Annotated in this window: 16 protein-coding genes; 10 read left to right on the top strand and 6 right to left on the bottom strand. The window is 56.5% G+C overall.

What is annotated here, in order from left to right; all coding sequences use genetic code 11:
- Positions 1 to 10 precede the first annotated feature (10 nt).
- Together KUF73_RS09580 and KUF73_RS09575 are read right to left on the bottom strand one after the other, a co-directional pair.
- Positions 11 to 1,477: an AMP-binding protein gene (locus KUF73_RS09580; RefSeq protein WP_218437794.1), complete on the bottom strand. Its 1,467-nt coding sequence runs from the start codon at positions 1,475 to 1,477 to the stop codon at positions 11 to 13.
- The gene (locus tag KUF73_RS09575; protein WP_218437793.1) at positions 1,467 to 2,144 is read right to left on the bottom strand and encodes a thermostable hemolysin; all 678 of its coding nucleotides are present in this window, start codon (positions 2,142 to 2,144) and stop codon (positions 1,467 to 1,469) included. Before KUF73_RS09575 ends, KUF73_RS09580 begins: the two co-directional genes overlap by 11 nt.
- 201 nt (positions 2,145 to 2,345) lie before the next feature.
- Here KUF73_RS09575 and KUF73_RS09570 point away from each other — a divergent pair, with 201 nt between their 5' ends.
- The 6 genes from KUF73_RS09570 to KUF73_RS09545 all read left to right on the top strand — a co-directional run bounded on the left by KUF73_RS09570 (position 2,346) and on the right by KUF73_RS09545 (position 9,354).
- Positions 2,346 to 2,888: a cytochrome b gene (locus KUF73_RS09570; protein ID WP_218437792.1), complete on the top strand. Its 543-nt coding sequence runs from the start codon at positions 2,346 to 2,348 to the stop codon at positions 2,886 to 2,888.
- 439 nt (positions 2,889 to 3,327) lie between these two features.
- Positions 3,328 to 4,263, top strand: coding sequence for a LysR substrate-binding domain-containing protein (locus tag KUF73_RS09565; RefSeq protein WP_218437791.1), 936 nt, complete (start codon positions 3,328 to 3,330; stop codon positions 4,261 to 4,263).
- A 164-nt stretch (positions 4,264 to 4,427) separates the two neighbouring features.
- Positions 4,428 to 5,882, top strand: a complete 1,455-nt coding sequence (tcuA, locus tag KUF73_RS09560; protein WP_218437790.1) for an FAD-dependent tricarballylate dehydrogenase TcuA — start codon at positions 4,428 to 4,430, stop codon at positions 5,880 to 5,882.
- Complete coding sequence (gene tcuB / locus KUF73_RS09555) at positions 5,869 to 7,026, top strand: tricarballylate utilization 4Fe-4S protein TcuB (protein ID WP_218437789.1); 1,158 nt, start codon at positions 5,869 to 5,871, stop codon at positions 7,024 to 7,026. Before tcuA ends, tcuB begins: the two co-directional genes overlap by 14 nt.
- Positions 7,027 to 7,073: 47 nt before the next feature.
- Positions 7,074 to 8,375 (top strand): MFS transporter, encoded by a 1,302-nt coding sequence (locus KUF73_RS09550; RefSeq protein ID WP_218437788.1) that lies wholly within the window; start codon positions 7,074 to 7,076, stop codon positions 8,373 to 8,375.
- A gap of 442 nt (positions 8,376 to 8,817) precedes the next feature.
- Entirely contained in the window at positions 8,818 to 9,354 is a 537-nt protein-coding gene (locus KUF73_RS09545; RefSeq protein ID WP_218437909.1) for a tyrosine-type recombinase/integrase, read from the top strand.
- Positions 9,355 to 9,481: 127 nt separating this feature from the next.
- On the opposite strand, the gene KUF73_RS09540 is transcribed toward KUF73_RS09545, so the two are convergent.
- The 3 genes from KUF73_RS09540 to KUF73_RS09530 form a co-directional block, all read right to left on the bottom strand.
- Positions 9,482 to 9,979, bottom strand: a complete 498-nt coding sequence (locus tag KUF73_RS09540) for a GNAT family N-acetyltransferase (protein ID WP_218437787.1) — start codon at positions 9,977 to 9,979, stop codon at positions 9,482 to 9,484.
- A gap of 315 nt (positions 9,980 to 10,294) precedes the next feature.
- Positions 10,295 to 10,855 (bottom strand): hypothetical protein, encoded by a 561-nt coding sequence (locus KUF73_RS09535; protein WP_218437786.1) that lies wholly within the window; start codon positions 10,853 to 10,855, stop codon positions 10,295 to 10,297.
- Positions 10,856 to 11,256: 401 nt separating this feature from the next.
- Entirely contained in the window at positions 11,257 to 12,141 is an 885-nt protein-coding gene (locus KUF73_RS09530; RefSeq protein WP_218437785.1) for a LysR family transcriptional regulator, read from the bottom strand.
- Positions 12,142 to 12,304: 163 nt separating this feature from the next.
- Between KUF73_RS09530 and KUF73_RS09525 the strand changes: the two genes are divergently transcribed.
- The 3 genes from KUF73_RS09525 (at position 12,305) to KUF73_RS09515 (ending at position 15,558) form a co-directional block, all read left to right on the top strand.
- A complete protein-coding gene (locus KUF73_RS09525; RefSeq protein ID WP_218437784.1) occupies positions 12,305 to 13,660 on the top strand; it encodes an MFS transporter in 1,356 nt (451 codons plus the stop codon).
- 15 nt (positions 13,661 to 13,675) lie between these two features.
- On the top strand, positions 13,676 to 14,131 hold the full coding sequence (locus KUF73_RS09520) for a type II 3-dehydroquinate dehydratase (protein ID WP_218437783.1): 456 nt from the start codon (positions 13,676 to 13,678) through the stop codon (positions 14,129 to 14,131).
- A 131-nt stretch (positions 14,132 to 14,262) separates the two neighbouring features.
- Entirely contained in the window at positions 14,263 to 15,558 is a 1,296-nt protein-coding gene (locus KUF73_RS09515; RefSeq protein ID WP_218437782.1) for an OprD family porin, read from the top strand.
- A 228-nt stretch (positions 15,559 to 15,786) separates the two neighbouring features.
- Here the strand turns inward: KUF73_RS09515 and KUF73_RS09510 are convergent, their stop codons facing one another.
- Positions 15,787 to 16,095 (bottom strand): hypothetical protein, encoded by a 309-nt coding sequence (locus tag KUF73_RS09510; RefSeq protein WP_218437781.1) that lies wholly within the window; start codon positions 16,093 to 16,095, stop codon positions 15,787 to 15,789.
- 44 nt (positions 16,096 to 16,139) lie between these two features.
- Between KUF73_RS09510 and KUF73_RS09505 the strand changes: the two genes are divergently transcribed.
- Entirely contained in the window at positions 16,140 to 16,478 is a 339-nt protein-coding gene (locus KUF73_RS09505) for a hypothetical protein (RefSeq protein ID WP_218437780.1), read from the top strand.
- Positions 16,479 to 16,696: the final 218 nt, after the last annotated feature.

Below are 16,696 nucleotides of genomic sequence, written 5' to 3'. Positions count from 1 at the left end.
TGCGCGATTCCTAGGAAAATGCGGATTCGGTCAGTTGTGCCCGGTAGCGCTCGACGATGGTGTCGCGGCGAGGGCGGCCGTTGGCAGTCAGCAAGCCATTGGCGTGCGTGAAGGGCTGATCAAGGCGGGTCCAGTGATGGACTTGGGCGTAATCGGGAAGGCTCTCGTTGGCCTGGGCCACGGCGGCGGCTAGTTGCTCGTCCGGGCAGTCCGGACGGTGCGGCCAGAGCAGCGCATGGTTGTGAGGCATGGCTTCGCCGTAGACGAAGGCCTGGGCGATGTGACTGCGCTGAGTAAGCTCCGCCTCAACCCACTCGGGATTCACATTGCGCCCGAAGCTGGTGACAAACTGATGCTTCTTGCGTCCCTTCAGGTAGAGAAACCCCTGCGGGTCGAACTCGCCGAGATCACCACTGGGCCACCACTCATCGGTGTGAGGCGCGTCCCCCAGATAGCCCAACAGCGTCGCCCCCTTGATGAGCACTTCGCCGTCGTCAGCCAGGCGAATATCCACATGCGGCAGAGGCTGGCCGACACTGCCGGGGCGGTGCACGTGCGGACGATTGAGGCATACCACCGATGCACATTCCGAGAGTCCGTAACCTTCGAAGACCGGTATGCCCACGCTTTCAGCGCGCTGTAACAATTCCTCGGCAACCCGGGCACCACCCACAGCGGCAAAACGCAAATGCTGTGGATCGAAGCCCTTCTGCTCGGCAGCACTGACCAGCATCAGCAGCAACTGTGGCACCAGGATCAGGCTCTCGGGGGCACGGGTGGCCAGGCATCCCAACAATCGCTGCACATCTGCTCCACTGGTGCCTTGCATACCGAGGGCTTTCTGGCTGGGCAGACTCAAGGTCGCGCTGGCGTACAACGCGGCATAGCAACCGATGTTCTCCAGCAGAATCGCCAGCGGCAGCAGCGCCAGGTGATGCCGCGGATCGGTGGGTTTACTGGCCTGATCCAGTTCCCGGGCCACTCGCAGAATACTTTCGGCACTCAGGCATACGCCTTTTGGCGTACCCGTGGTGCCGGACGTGAAGGTCAACTTGGCCGTGCCTTTGGGCATTCGGATCGAATCGCCGAAATGTCGGCACCAGAATTCACCGGTTTTCTCATACCCGGCCGCCTGCAATTCTTCTTCCAGTTCTGGCGCGGCGATCACCCGTTCGGCCTGGCTTTGCTCCAGGCAATGGTTGCGCTGCGCGGGGCTGAAGAACGGTGGCAGCGCTACGCAGGTCAGGCCTTCAAACAGCGCGGCCAGGTCCCAGAGCATCGCATCAATGCCATTATCCAACGCCAGTGCGACCACTTTGACGCGCTCATCGCGCAAGCGCTGCTGGCGATAAACAACTTCGGCATACAGCGTGGCGTAGTCCAGTTTCTGCTGATCGTCCCATAACGCGGTGACATTGGTTTTACGTTCGGCATGGTTGCGCAGGGTCTGTTTGAACCGTTCCATTTCAGGCGACATGGCAGGTCCCCTCGATGGACGTTGCCAAACCCAGGCGACCAAATAGCCCGATGTTGCGTAAATGAATGAATCCGGCGCGGATGTTGCCAACATGAACCCAGGGCTTGCTTTCGTAGTAGCTACCCCAGGCGTGGCGGTCCTCACCCAGACGCGCTGGGTCGGCAGCGCAAAGCGTCACAGGCTTCAAACCCAGGCGTTGAAAGCTGTTCACCAGCCCCAGGTTCCCGGTAAAGGCCACCCATTCCAGTCCACCCATGGCCAGCAGGTAGGTGATGGTAATGATGCTCAACCGCGCACTGCCGGTGTCGCTGGCCGCCAGATTGCCTACCTCGACGATGGCTGCGCGGTCTACGGTCTGATCCGCGGCGGCACTGATCAGCGGGTCAATCGCCTCGTCCAGGTAACCCTCCAGAAACAGCGGTTCGCCGTTTGCCAGGCGTACGCCGGCCACCGCACACAGCGCCCCGGACGCATCGCTCATGCCAAACAGTTCCGGCATGAAATGGCGGATGTCGGCACCGTGAGCCTTGCGGAAACGTTGTTGGATGAAGGTTTCGAAGACGGACCGTTGAGGGTCGCCGGGCAATGCTCTGGCGAGATTCATTTGCGGTGTTTCGGCTTGGCCGAAGTGCAGCGGCAACTGAATGTTCCAGTTGAAATCGGACATTGGAAAACACCTCCCCCGGCTCAATTGGGGAGAAGTATCAAATGCATTTCTTAACGAAGTCTGAAGGTGACAAAGGTTCGGAAGAAGCGGTCTTCAGATTGCCTTAAGGCTTGGCCGGCAGGGTGGCCTCCGTCGGTTCGGTGACACCCGGACCCAGGCTGCTCGAATGAGTCGGCAGCCAGCTATGACATGAGGCCCAGAATGACCCGCGATAAAACAACACCGCGTTATGGCAAACTGTCGATCACCTTGCACTGGCTGATGCTGGCGCTGTTTGTCGGCGTATACAGTTGCATCGAAATCAAAGGATTGTTGCCGCGTGGCGGTCACTTGAGGAGCTTGTTTCTAGGGTTGCATGCCCTGTTCGGCATCAGCATCTTTGTCCTGGTCTGGGTCCGCCTGTTAGGACGGCTGACACCGCGCCCGCCGATCACTCCGGCGCTACCCGCCTGGCAGACCGGAGTTTCGCACCTGATGCATCTGGCGTTGTATGTGCTGATGATTGCCACGCCGTTACTGGCCTGGCTGATGCTGTCTGCCGGGGATAAACCGATTCCCTATTTCGGTTTTGCTCTGCCGGCACTGGTGGCGGTCGATCCTGACCTAGTCAGACAGTTCAAACACTGGCACGAGTTTCTCGGGAGCGCCGGCTACTGGCTGATTGGCCTGCACGCGGCGGCGGGGTTATTCCATCATTACTACGTGGGCGACAACACCTTAACCCGGATGCTACCGAGGCGTTGATTGCCTTTTCGTTCGGATTTTGGTTGCGTGTATCCAAGGGTTTTCAGCAGGAATGGACGGTCATTTATGGATGAAAAGAGGCAGCTTGAATTGGTCACCTGAATATCCTTGCCTTGTCGAAAACTTCAATCTACTGGTGGTCCGTAAATACCTGCAACTCGCCCGTCCAGAATAAGCATCGGGGCAATTTTTGGTGCATAAAGAAAAGTAGCCCGCGCCTCAAAAGCTAATCTTTGGCGATTGGTAGCTTCATTCTACGAAGGCTCGTCTAACTGTCGTGCCGAAACCCCACACCCAGAAGATCACGTCGCAGCCCTCGACAAGGCACACGCGCTCAACGGTCAGCCCAAACCTGCGACAATGCTGCCTCTTCGGGCTTCGTAACTTGCGTGGCGAACGTTCAGGTATTTGAATAACAAATTCGTGGGGAGCAGCCACATTGGAATTGAGACAACTGCGCTATTTCGTAAAAATCATCGAGCTTGGCAGCCTGGGGCGTGCGGCACTTGAACTGGACGTTGGCGTGTCAGCCCTCAGTCAGCAAATCTCCAAGCTGGAAAGCGAGCTATGCACCCGCCTCCTGAATCGAACCTCCACTGGCGTGACGCCCACTAGCGCCGGATTTGCGTTTTTACACCATGCCCAACTGACGCTTCGCCAAGCCGAAAACGCCATCATGGCCGCCCATCGCGGGCGAATGAGCGGTTATGTCAGTGTCGGCTTACCACCGACTACCGCGACAGTGCTCGCGTTGCCGTTGATCAACGCAATGCGCGCGCGTTATCCGGACATACAACTGCATTTGGTGGAAATGCTTTCCGGCCACTTGGCGGCGCAACTCAACGCACGGCAAATTGATCTGGCCATCCTGTTCCAGCTCGAAGGGGGTAAACGCTGGAGCGTGACTCCTCTGCTGGATGAAAAACTGTTTGTCATTGCCTCGCCCAGCCTGCCTGAGGCGCCTTCTGGTGACAGCGTGCAGTTAGCAGACCTCGGCGGCCTGCCGCTGGTGATGCCCAGCGTGCAGCATGGATTGCGTTCGACATTGACCAGCGCGTTCGAGCGGGTCGGGCTAACACCCAATGTCATTATGGAAGTCGACGGTCTCGCTGTGTTGATGAACGCCGTTCGGGCAGGTCATGCGGCAACGATACAACCGGGGGCGGCCGCTGCATTGAAAGACGGGTCCGGACTTTCACTGATCAGGATTGCCGATCCCCATGTGGGCCGGCGTAATCTTCTGGCGACGCTGGCTGACGATGAACTCTCTCCGGCGGCGCTGGCAACGCGGTTGGTCATCGTCGATGTGGCGCGTCAGCTGGTCGTCGACAAACAGTGGCCTGGAGCTACATGGATAGAAGGTGTAGACGCGTAATCCTCCTACACCCCGGACACTAGTCTCTTCTGGCGACAAAGCCTTTAGAAAAACTAAACACCCCGCGTCAAACGCAGCCTTTCGGCCACTCCTTCCTCACCCTATCGTTCTCTCACTCGCAAGGAGCATTTCGTTCCCGCTTCCTTGCCAATCGAGGAGCGATAATGATCGATGTCTTAATCATAGGGGGTGGCAACGCTGCCTTGTGCGCCGCTCTGATGGCGCGAGAAGCAGGCGCCAGCGTGATGCTGCTGGAAGCCTCTCCCAAAATCTGGCGCGGCGGCAACTCCCAACACACCCGTAACCTGCGGTGCATGCACGACGAACCGCAGGACGTGCTGATCGATGCCTATCCGGAAGAAGAATACTGGCAAGACCTGTTGAAGGTTACCGGTGGCCTCACGGATGAAAAGCTTGCACGCATTGCCATTCGGGCATCGTCTTCTTGCCGCGACTGGATGCGTTCACACGGCGTGCATTTCCAGCCACCGCTGTCCGGCGCGCTGCACGTGGCGCGGACCAACGCTTTTTTCATGGGCGGCGGCAAAGCGCTGGTCAATGCGTATTTTCGCAGCGCCGAGCGCTTGGGTGTAAAAGTTCGCTACAACACGCAAGTGACCGACATCGAGTTGGATGAGGGGAAATTCGTCGCCGCCCATGTGGGCGAACATGAGGTCGATGGTCAGCGTTTCGCCGCCGAACGCATTGAAGCCCGGGCCTGCGTGTTGGCGGCCGGCGGCTTCGAATCCAACCGTGAATGGCTGCGCGAAGCCTGGGGTCAGAACGAGCGCGGTGAATGGCCATCGGACAATTTCCTGATCCGGGGCACCCGATTCAACACCGGCATTTTGCTACGGCGCATGCTCGACCTTGGCGCCGATGTGATCGGCGATCCGACGCAAGCACACATGGTCGCGATTGATGCTCGCGCGCCACTCTACGACGGCGGCATCTGCACCCGAATCGACTGCGTATCGCTGGGTGTGGTGGTCAATCGTGAGGGCGAACGCTTTTACGACGAAGGTGAGGATTTCTGGCCAAAACGTTATGCGATCTGGGGGCGTCTGGTGGCCGGACAACCCGGTCAGCAGGCGTATTCGATCATCGATCAACAAGCCATCGGCCGCTTCATGCCGCCGGTCTTTCCCGGAACCACCGCCAATACTCTGCAAGACCTTGCCCGCCAGTTGAAGCTGCCTCAAGAAAAATTCGTCAAGACGGTCGAGGACTACAACAGCGCCTGCCGCGTTGGCACGTTCGATCACACGGCGTTGGACGACTGCCACACCCAAGGACTGACGCCCGCCAAAACCCATTGGGCGCGGCCATTGGTGAAACCACCTTTCTACGCCTACCCGCTTAAACCGGGTGTCACGTTCACCTACCTCGGCCTCGCCACCGACGAAACCGCTGCCGTGCATTTCAACGGCAAAGCGAGCCCCAACCTGTTCGTCGCGGGTGAAATGATGGCCGGCAATGTTCTGGGCAAGGGCTACACCGCCGGCATCGGCATGGCCATCGGTACCGCGTTTGGCCGCATCGCCGGTGTGCAGGCGGCCGCTTCAGTGGGCTTTGGCGTCTCATCTGCAAACACGGAGTCTCGACATGCAACTGTTTGATCCCCAAGCATCGGGCGGGTTGATCCCGGTGCTGAATCTTGACGAAAGTGAAGTCCAGCGGCAGATGACCATCTGCAATGCTTGCCGTTATTGCGAAGGCTTTTGCGCGGTATTTCCAGCGATGACCCGGCGCCTGGAATTCACTCAGGCCGACATTCATTATCTGGCGAACTTGTGCCATAACTGCGGCGCGTGCCTGCACGCCTGTCAGTACGCCGCCCCACACGAATTCGAAGTCAACATACCCAAAGCCATGGCCAAAGTGCGCCTGGATACTTACGCCGAATACGCTTGGCCGCAAGCGCTGGGCAAGTTGTATCAGCGCAACGGTCTGACCCTGGCGTTGGCTTCCGGTGGGGGATTGGCGTTGTTTTTATGCCTGACACTGATGCTCATGGGCAACCTGTTCACGGCCATTCCCGGGGGCAACTTCTACAAGATTTTCCCGCATAACACCCTGGCGCTGATGTTCGGCTCAGTGTTCGGCTTTGCGGTACTTGCCCTGACCCTGGGTGTACGGCGCTTCTGGCGCAACGTTTCACCGGTCGCCGCGCCACTGCCGTTGAAAACGTCCGCTGCACTGGAGGCGACGGCCAACGTCGCGAAGCTCAAGTACCTGGACGGCGGCCATGGCGAAGGCTGCAACAACGCTGACGATCAATTCACCTTGTGGCGACGCCGATTCCACCACCTCACCTTCTACGGCTTCATGCTGTGCTTCGCCGCCACCGGCGTCGCCACGCTCTTTCACTATCTGCTGAAGTGGTCGGCGCCTTATCCGATCTTCAGCTTGCCGGTGATGTTGGGTATTGCCGGGGGCATCGGCCTGCTGATCGGTCCGGCGGGTCTTCTTTGGCTGAACCTACGTCGCAACCCGGCGCACGGCGATGAGAACCAAAAACCCATGGATCGCGGGTTCATCGCACTGCTGTTTCTGGTCAGCGCAAGCGGCCTGGCGCTACTGGCTTTGCGTGAAACCAGCGCCTTGGGCTTGATGTTGGCTATCCATCTGGGCCTGGTCATGGCGTTTTTCTTGACCATGCCCTACGGCAAATTCGCCCATGGAATATTCCGCAGTGCAGCGCTGCTCAAACACGCCATTGAGAAGCGTCAACCCAACCCGATCAACGCCGGCAGCGACTGACGTTTAAAGCACTCATTCCAAAAACAATAGTGAGCATAACGGTAGCCATGATGAAAACGACAACGGCAACAACCCGAACCAAGGGCTCCAAATTGGGCGCCATTTTGCGGGTCACCAGCGGTAACTTTCTCGAGCAGTTCGACTTCTTTCTGTTCGGGTTCTACGCGACCTACATCTCCCAGACCTTCTTTCCAGCCACCAGCGAGTTCGCGTCGCTGATGATGACCTTCGCGGTGTTCGGCTCCGGATTCCTGATGCGTCCGTTAGGCGCCATTGTGCTGGGGGCGTACATCGACAAGGTGGGCCGTCGCAAGGGGCTGATCGTGACGCTGTCGATCATGGCCGCCGGTACCGTATTGATCGCCCTGGTGCCGGGCTATGCCGCCATTGGAGTGGCGGCACCGATTCTGGTGTTGTTGGGCAGGCTGCTCCAGGGCTTCTCCGCCGGCGCGGAAATGGGCGGTGTTTCCGTGTATTTGGCGGAAATTTCCACCCCCGGTCACACCGGTTTCTACACCAGTTGGCAATCGGCCAGCCAACAGGTGGCGATCGTCGTCGCGGCCGCGTTGGGCTACACGATCAATGCCACGATGCAAGCCGCTGAGATCGCCGATTGGGGCTGGCGTATTCCGTTCTTCATTGGCTGCGTGATCATCCCGTTCATTTTCATTATTCGCCGCTCACTGGAAGAAACCGCCGCCTTCACTGCTCGCAGCCATCGTCCGACCACTCGCGAAGTTTTTCGCTCGATGCGTGACAACTGGCGCACCGTCCTGGCGGGCGGCTTGCTGGCGTCCATGACTACCACCACGTTCTACCTGATTACGGTCTACACACCGACGTTTGGCAGGACAGTACTGAACCTGAGCACCACCGACAGCCTGGTGGTCACACTACTGGTCGGTATCAGTAACTTTATCTGGCTGCCTATCGGCGGCGCCCTCTCCGACCGCATTGGCCGTCGGCCACTGTTGCTGGCGATATCGTTGCTGTGCATCTTCACCGCCTATCCTGCCATGCACTGGCTGGCAGAGGCGGCGAGTTTCGAACGACTTCTCGCTGTTCTCCTGTACTTCTCATTCTTCTTTGGCATCTACAACGGCGCCATGGTCGCGGCATTGACCGAAGTCATGCCACAAAACGTGCGGGTAGTCGGGTTTTCACTGGCCTTCAGTTTGGCCACTGCGGTTTTTGGCGGTTTTACCCCGGCAATCTCGACGCTGCTTGTCCAGGCCACGGGCGACAAGGCATCACCGGCATACTGGCTGATGTTCGCGGCGGTGTGTGGGTTCACGGCGACGACAATTCTGTACCGTCGGCAAAAAGCCTTGGCAGCCACAACCGTTTAGTTCCTCAATCGTCGATGCTTACCACGCGTCGATCCACGACGGGAACCAAATTAGAGGGGCATGAGGTCGATTACAGTCTTTCGTCAGGGCAGTAATCGGCCTAAAGGCCCCATCAATGGGTACAGACAGATTTTTCGAAGGTTTTCTCAATATGTGGCCCTTGATTCCACTCGATCAAGGGCCCGAAGCAGAGACGCTGCTTTTCCAAAAGCGCAAGAGGCGGTCGATTTAACACCGGAGTACGAGATCTAACTTGCGCTTATTCGTATGGCCCATGACCGGCTGCTTTGGGTCGGTTAGCGACCTTCACTCATTGTGATTGATCCACCCTTGTCCTCCCTCAACGTGGAGGACGAGTCATGAACATTATTGCTAAAACAGACATCAGCCTTGGAACAAGGGAAAGCTTGTCGGGCAGAAAACCCCGCTTCGAGTCAGAGACATCTGGGCCATTCAGGTCAGACTCCAGCTCGCGGAGAAGACACGGGATCTGGCGCTCTTCAACTTGGCTATCGACAGCAAACTGCGTGCCTGTGATTTAACCAAGCTGCGAGTTAGGGATATAGCGCATGGAGAACATGTGTCGTCACGGGCCATCGTGTTGCAGCAGAAAACCCAGCACCCAGTGCAATTTGAAATCACTGAGCAAACCCGAACGGTTTTGGAGGCTTGGATGCGACAGGCCCACCTCCGCAACGAGGATTTTTTGTTCCCGAACCGGCTGCACAGCTCAGATCATCTCTCCACCAGGCAATATGCTCGAATAGTAAAAGCATGGGTAACCGCCATTGGCCTTGACCCAAGCATGTACGGGACTCACACGCTGAGGCGAACCAAGGCATCGCTGATCTATCGCAGGACGAAGAACCTAAGAGCTGTCCAAGTCCTGCTTGGTCATACGAAGCTTGAAAGCACCGTCAGATACCTGGGAATTGAGGTCGATGATGCCCTGGAAATGGCGGACCAGACAGAGGTCTAACCATCCCTAGCGACGGTCGATGCTAGACCGTCGCTATTCGACCCAAAGCGGCCGGTCTGCGTCGGCAGAAATTGGCCGGTTTCTGTCCGTTGTGATGGGCAGGAACCGACATCTAATAGATATCCGGCTAAGAGAGAACTCGTGAATCACTTCCGATCCAGAGCATAGTCTGAACCGTAATATACGGATGACTTTCTAACGGCTCCCATTCATCCATGAAAACAAAACCTTGCTTGAGATAGAAGTTCGAGGCTCTCGCATTGTCGGGCGATACGTCGAGAAAGACGCGATCAAAGCCTTCCGAGGTAGAGCGAGCTTTCACTACTTCTACCAACTGAGTTGCTACTCCTGAGCCCCGGGCAGCAGGTTCAACCCACATTCCTATCAAGTTAAAGCGATGTGCGCTATTGACTGCGGCGCCGATCATTCCGACAGGCCTACCGTTGTCGAGTGCCAGCCAAAATGCTGTTCCGGTTGAAGAGGCTCTAGCTTTCCACTGTTCATCAGTGTATGCGGCAGCAGTTTGATAACTGACACCAAATGCCGTTGGCGTGTCTAAAAGCGCGGCGAGTCGGACTTGCTTTAGAAGCATCCAATTCTCTGTTTCTGTCGATCGAATGTCCATGATCTTCATTCCTTGATGAATCAGCGTCCCTCAACTTCTCACAAAAAAAATTAAGGGGCAACCCGGCTCGTATCGCGTACGTTTCTGGCCGATTTCTGCTTACCGTCACCGGCCGAACCGACCCTTTGCTGCCCTACGCAGACGGCAGCAGTCGACCAGTCACAATGCTGGCCTGCCCCACGCGTTGTACGTTTAGTGCAGTCGTAAGGGGGCGAATCAACAGGACGGGGGCCCTCTAACTGTCACCAGTAGCCACAACTGAGTTCGACGGAATTCTGGGGGCAACCGTTAATTTCGAACAATCAATATGCGCACCTAATTTGTTAGTGAGATGGCCAGATCTATCGCATTAATTGGCACATAAACCAGGGCGATAAAAGAGTACCACTTGCGTGATTTGACAAAAAAGGCACAAGCGGGAAGGACAATCATTACTACATCGAATGCAGCCCAAAGCGATATTGGAGATGCTTTGAATAACAGAACATTTACAATAAAGCCGAGAAATAGATAAGTCGATAGAGAAAGAAGTGCATACCGGCCATCTTGTTCAAAGTAAATGCGGAGGCCATTTTGCTCGTCCTCACTGCGGCTCGGCAGCAGTAGCGCGGCAGAGACGAATAGTGAGAGAGCTAATAGAACCAGCAGTAAAAACTCTGGAAATGAGTATGACTCTTTTACCTTAGGCAGTGCGTTTACAGCCCACCAGAAATCCAGCTGTGTCGTAAAAAGCGTTACAGCCCAGACAAGAGCAACCCAATCGCTCGCCGCTGCTCGACGGATGCGGAAAACCGTTAATGCACCAAGGAGCAGGCGGGTGACAGAAAGGCCCAATAACATCGAAAGCACCGTCGCAACGATAGGAAAGTTACTCATGAGGCCACCTGTCAGCTGATGATCAGCCAAGCGTAGACTCCAAATAGTTATACGGAAGCATCGAATAGCAGTTGCGCGAAGCGGTGCTGTATTAGCGAGGAATGCGTGAGGTAGTGGGAGGCCTTGATCGCCGAATCATGCAACGTGAATCCAGCCGGTTTCTGCCTGTAACGACGGACTGCTTTTGGCCGTTTTCTGCCCTTCGCGGCAGGCAGAAACACGCATCCGAAAATTAAAGGAGCGAGTCACGAGCTCCTTGCGCTCTGGGATCAAGGTGCATTTGAGAATCGGAGGTTGGCTAGGCCTCCACAACCATTTCCGACTGCATTGTCTCAGTGATCAGAAACTGCTACATGGGCATCTCTGATGCAGACCGGTCTACTATCAAATCGCGCGCAACGTTATCCCCACCCATTAGCCTCTTCGATAAAGTGCAGCACCGCGCTGGAGCGCTCGTCAATCCGTGAAATCAGCGACAGTTCACTGACCATTTCCGCTTGAGCCAGCGGCACAATGCGTATGCCGGGCATGGTCAACCGGGTCATCGTTTCGGGGACGATGCTCAAGCCGATGCCAGCAGCCACCAGCCCGGGAATGCTCATCAACGATGGCACGTACATGATGTTCTCGGGGTGCAGTTGGTTTTGTCGGCAAGCCTGGAGGGTGTGGGAGGTCAGACCGATGCCGGCACTGTCCTGCAGGAACACGAATTTTTCATGGCGCAGCGTCGCCAGGTCTCCGCTGAAGCTGTCGACCAGTTCGTGGTTGTCCGGGATCAACAGGACAAGTCTGGACTGGCTGAAATGATGGGTGCGAAGACGGTCGGGCAGATGATCCTTGAACACCCTGGCAAAGGCCAGGTCGAGTTTTTGGTCGAGCAACATGTCGAACTGTGCACGAATACCGGCGTCCACCAGCGACACTTTGACCTCGGGAAAGGTGCTGAAGTAATGCCGCAGCAATTGCGGCAGGTTGGCCTCGAACAAAGCCGAGTGGTAGCCGATGTTGATTTCGCCTACTTCCCCGCGTCGGGCACGCCGCGCGGCGGCGATCGCCCGTTCGCTGGACTCGATGGACTGTCGCGCATGAGGCAGGAACGCCTCGCCGGCAGCGGTCAACGCCACCCCACGGTTTTCCCGTCGAAACAATACCAGACCCAGTTCGGACTCGAGCGTGCGCATCAATTGACTCAGCGCCGGTTGTGCAATGCCCAGTTGCTCGGCCGCGCGACTAAAATGTTGCAGGTCGGCGGCGACCACAAAGGCTTTCAGGTGACGCAGTTCCATAATTCCCACCCATAAGGCTGGCTTATCTATTTATCTGGATTTCGATAATTATTCTGCAAGCAGGATGGGTTAACGTCTACTCACTTCGACGTTTTTGCTGGTGCCATCGCCCGGGCTGGATCGTTGGGGTACACCATAACCATAAAAAAAGACGAGCACCTCTATGAGCACAACCAGTCAAGAGACTCATGATTTGCGCATGCCTCGCAAAGCAGTGACCGCCGCAACCATTGGCACCGCCTTGGAATGGTTCGACTTCACGCTCTATGGCGCGGTATCAGCGACCATTCTGCCCAAACTGTTTTTCCCGGCGATGGAACCAACTGCCGGCCTGCTCGCTTCGCTGGCGACTTTCGGCGTTGGCCTGGCCGCGCGGCCATTGGGCGCCATTACCTGTGGCTACCTCGGTGACAAGCTTGGCCGGCGCAACCTGATGTTGGCCACCGTGACCATGATGGGCCTGGCTTCGGTATTGATGGGCTTGTTGCCCACCTACGGCCAAGTGGGGATCTGGGCACCGATCCTTCTGGTATTGCTGCGGATCATTCAAGGTTTCGCCCTGGGTGGTGAGTCCACCGGGGCACAACTGATGGCACTGGAACACGCATCCCCCGATCGCCGCGGGCGTTATTCGGGCATGCTCGGCTTGTGCTCACCACTAAGTCAGATATTGGCCAACGGCGTGTTGATGGGTCTGGCCGCGACGCTTTCAAGCGATCAATTCGAAAGTTTTGGATGGCGAATCCCCTTCCTCCTGAGCTTCGTGCTGGTGGTGGTCGCGATCTTCATCCGCCTGAAAGTCGATGAAACCCCGGCCTTCGTTGCCTTGAAAAAGACCCCGGTCAAGCAGGAAAAAAGCCCGCTGAAATCCGCTGTCGGCAGTCACTACAAGACCATCCTGCGCTTGATGCTGTTCTTCTGCTCGCCGGCTGCGCTGTTCTATCTGATCGTGATTTTCTCTCTCAGCTACCTGACCAAGCACTTGGGCTTTAGCCAGTCGACCGGCTTCATGTCGCTGATGGTGGCTAACGTCTGCGCCATTTTCGGTGCGCTGGCCGGCGGTTATCTGTCGGATCGCTGGGGCCGCAAGAAGGCGCTGGCCCTGGGCTCAGGCATGACCTTGCTAATCCTGTTCGTCTACTTCCCGATCCTCAACACGCTGAACGTCCCCGCCATCATGGCAATCATGGGGCTGTTCCTTGGCTTCACCCAGTTCCAAAGCGGCATTCAGCCGGTGGCCTTCGCCGAATCATTCCCGACCCAGGTTCGTTACTCCGGCTCGGCCCTAGCCTACACCGGCGCCAACCTGGTGATTGGCGGCCCTATGCCAATGATCGCCGTGTGGATGATGAGCCAGTCGAACAACTCCCCTTGGCCGCTGGTGACGCTGTGCGCGGTGATCAACCTGATCTCGCTGGCAATGATCGTCATCGGCCCGGAAACACGCGGCATCGATCTTAACGCCGTCGCCAAAGACGACGCCGTAGACACTCGCGCTTCAGCCATTCTTTCCAAATAACGCAGCAGGACGACCATGAACCGTACCGTCTTCATCCTCAACGGCCCGAATTTGAACCTGCTGGGTCGTCGCGAGCCGCACATCTACGGCCACACCTCGCTCGATCAGATTCGCCAGACGAGTGAAAGGCTGGCCAGGGAATTAGACCTGGTATGCGACTTTCGCCAGACCAACCACGAAGGCGTGATGGTCGACTGGATTCAGGAGGCTTTCGAACAAGGCGCGGCACTAATCATCAACCCGGCCGGCTTTTCGTTTCACTCGATTCCGGTACTCGATGCGTTGAAGCTACTCGACACACCCCTGATCGAACTGCACCTGTCGAACATCCATGCACGCGATGAACTGCATCGCCATTCGATCATGTCCGGCGTGGTCAATGCAGTGATCTGCGGAATGGGCGCCGACGGTTATCCCCTGGCCATCAGGGCCATTGACGACCTGTTGCGTCGCCAGGCTTCCAACACCTGACACCCCTTTTAACCAGACGCTGACACGGCGGTCTCCCGGCAGATAGTTGCCCGGACCGCCTGCACCTGAAATTCAGTACCGGCTTCGAAAACTCCCGAAAAAAAACAATAATTCACCGAGAGAAATCCATCATGCGCCACACCTGTTTTCGCCGTAACGTTCCCACACATTACAAATTAATCGGCCTGACCCTAGTGATCAGTGCCGCCTCGACAACTGTCGCTCATGCCGATGAAAATAGCGGTTTTATCGAGGGTGCAACTTCCACGCTCAATCTGCGCAACGCCTACATCAATCGAAATTTCGTCAACCCCGCCTACCCTAATGCTGCCGCACCACAGAACAAAGCCGAGGAATGGACGCAAAACTTCATCCTCGATACCCGCTCCGGTTACACCCAAGGGCCGGTAGGTTTCGGCGTTGATGTCCTGGGGCTTTACTCGCAGAAGCTCGACGGCGGCAAAGGCACCGCCGGCACGCAACTATTGCCTGTCCACGGTGATGGAGAGCCAGCTGAAAATTTCGGACGACTGGGAGTCGCCGCCAAGGCCAAGGTTTCAAAAACTGTGGTGAAAGTCGGCGAATGGGTCAGCACCCTGCCGATCCTCCGTTCCGATGATGGTCGTTCATTGCCGCAGACTTTTCGTGGCGCGCAGATTACCTCACAGGAAATCGGCGGGCTGACGTTGTACGGCGGTCAGATCAGACAGAACAGCCCGCGCAACGACGCCAGCATGGAAGACATGTCCATGAACGGCAAAGCGGCGTTCACGTCCGATCGCTTCAACTTCGGCGGGGGTGAATACACCTTCAACGAAAAGCGAACGACGGTGGGACTCTGGTACGACGAACTCAAGGACATCTATCAGCAACAGTACTTCAACCTGAGCCACAGCCAACCCTTGGGCGACTGGACACTGGGCGCCAACATGGGCTTTTTTACTGGCAAGGAAGACGGTGCCAGTCTGGCCGGGGACATGGACAACAAGACCGCTTTCGGATTGTTTTCCGCAAAACTGGGTGGCAGCACGTTCTACGTCGGCCTGCAAAAGCTCACCGGCGATACCGCGTGGATGCGAGTCAACGGTGCCAGTGGCGGCACCTTGGCGAACGACAGCTACAACTCCAGTTTTGATAACGCGCAGGAGCATTCCTGGCAGGTTCGTCACGACTTCAATTTCGTCACCGTCGGCATCCCCGGCCTGACCATGATGAACCGTTACTTGAGTGGCGATAACGTGCACTCGGGGGTGATCACCGATGGTAAGGAATGGGGTCGGGAATCGGAGCTGGCTTATGTCATTCAATCTGGCGCATTGAAAAATCTCAGCGTCAAATGGCGAAATTCCAGTATTCGGAAAAACTTCAGCACCAATGAGTTTGACGAAAACCGGCTCTTTATCAGTTATCCGATATCGTTGTTGTAAGCAACTTACATAAACACGCCGCCACCTATCCAGGTGGATATCATTGAGACCAACGAAACCTGAAAACGTCGATTCGACGAATCTCTTCGTCGAATCCCCCATTCCGCAAAGGAGGGCCAATAGTTACCTGGTTTGTCTGACAGCTTTGAGGCGATTTAGGCCACTTGTGATAGGCGGAGAACGGCCAAGAGGTGACCATCCGGGCATCACACCTTCTGAGTCAGCACTTTAACCGACGTCGATTTTCCCTTCGAGCAACGAATCGAACGGGGCATGAGTACGCGCATCCAGCAGCTTTACCCTCACTTTGCTGCCTTTGAGGCGCTGGAGCTCCGCTTTGCATACGAACGCACGTAGGTGACCTAGGTTTAATAAAGCCAAAATGAAAAAGTCTGCTTTTCGATAATTAATATGCAGGCAAAAACGCTCATAAAGTCGAATCAGCATTACAACTGCCCCCCGTGCGGGCGTTTTTCCACAACAATAATTACCGGGGTACGAGCCAACACAGCGCGGAATGCTTGCGGCTGCGTTCATGATGCTCGATATTTATCCGCTGGAAATCGTATCTGGAATACACCATGGAAACCCGCCAACTGCATCGCTTGCTCCGGGGAGCAGCCGAGTGTGATTCCGCTGTCGAGTCGCTCATCCTCATACTTGAGGCCACCGTCGAACTGGTGTCGACGCCGGGGAATGACTTCTGCTGGTCGTATTGGCCAGATGAGTTCGAGGCAAAAGCCGAACTACAAGCTTTGATCCACTCATTAAAGGCCGGCATCTTGCCTGAACGGTTGAGCGTCGCCGTGTTGTTCGCGCCAACTGGACCTTTGCAGGAGGTCAGCATGAGCAGTGGATGGGCTGAGACCTATTTGAAGGTCGCAGGAAAATTTGATGAGGTTGAAACCTTGCTGTGGTGAGACTGAGACTGTTTGGCTTGTGATAGACATAAAGGAGGACAGCGCACCGTTGCGGCGTTCATTCGCCTTGGTTTTATCATGATCATGCACAAGGCGTTTTCTAGCACGCCGGCCTCCTTGTATACCGACCTGCCAACCAGCACATGGCCGCAATCGAGAGTTGCTCGTTAGGCTGAGCTTTTTTGGGCCAGAAGCAGCCGAGAACCTGGCGGAGAAAC

Origin of the sequence: Pseudomonas sp. PD9R, assembly GCF_019200975.1 — a bacterium.
In the GTDB taxonomy this organism is placed as follows: Bacteria; Pseudomonadota; Gammaproteobacteria; order Pseudomonadales; family Pseudomonadaceae; genus Aquipseudomonas.
The sequence above is the reverse complement of the archived record's forward strand: the minus strand, read 5'-3'. Positions and strand labels throughout refer to the sequence as shown.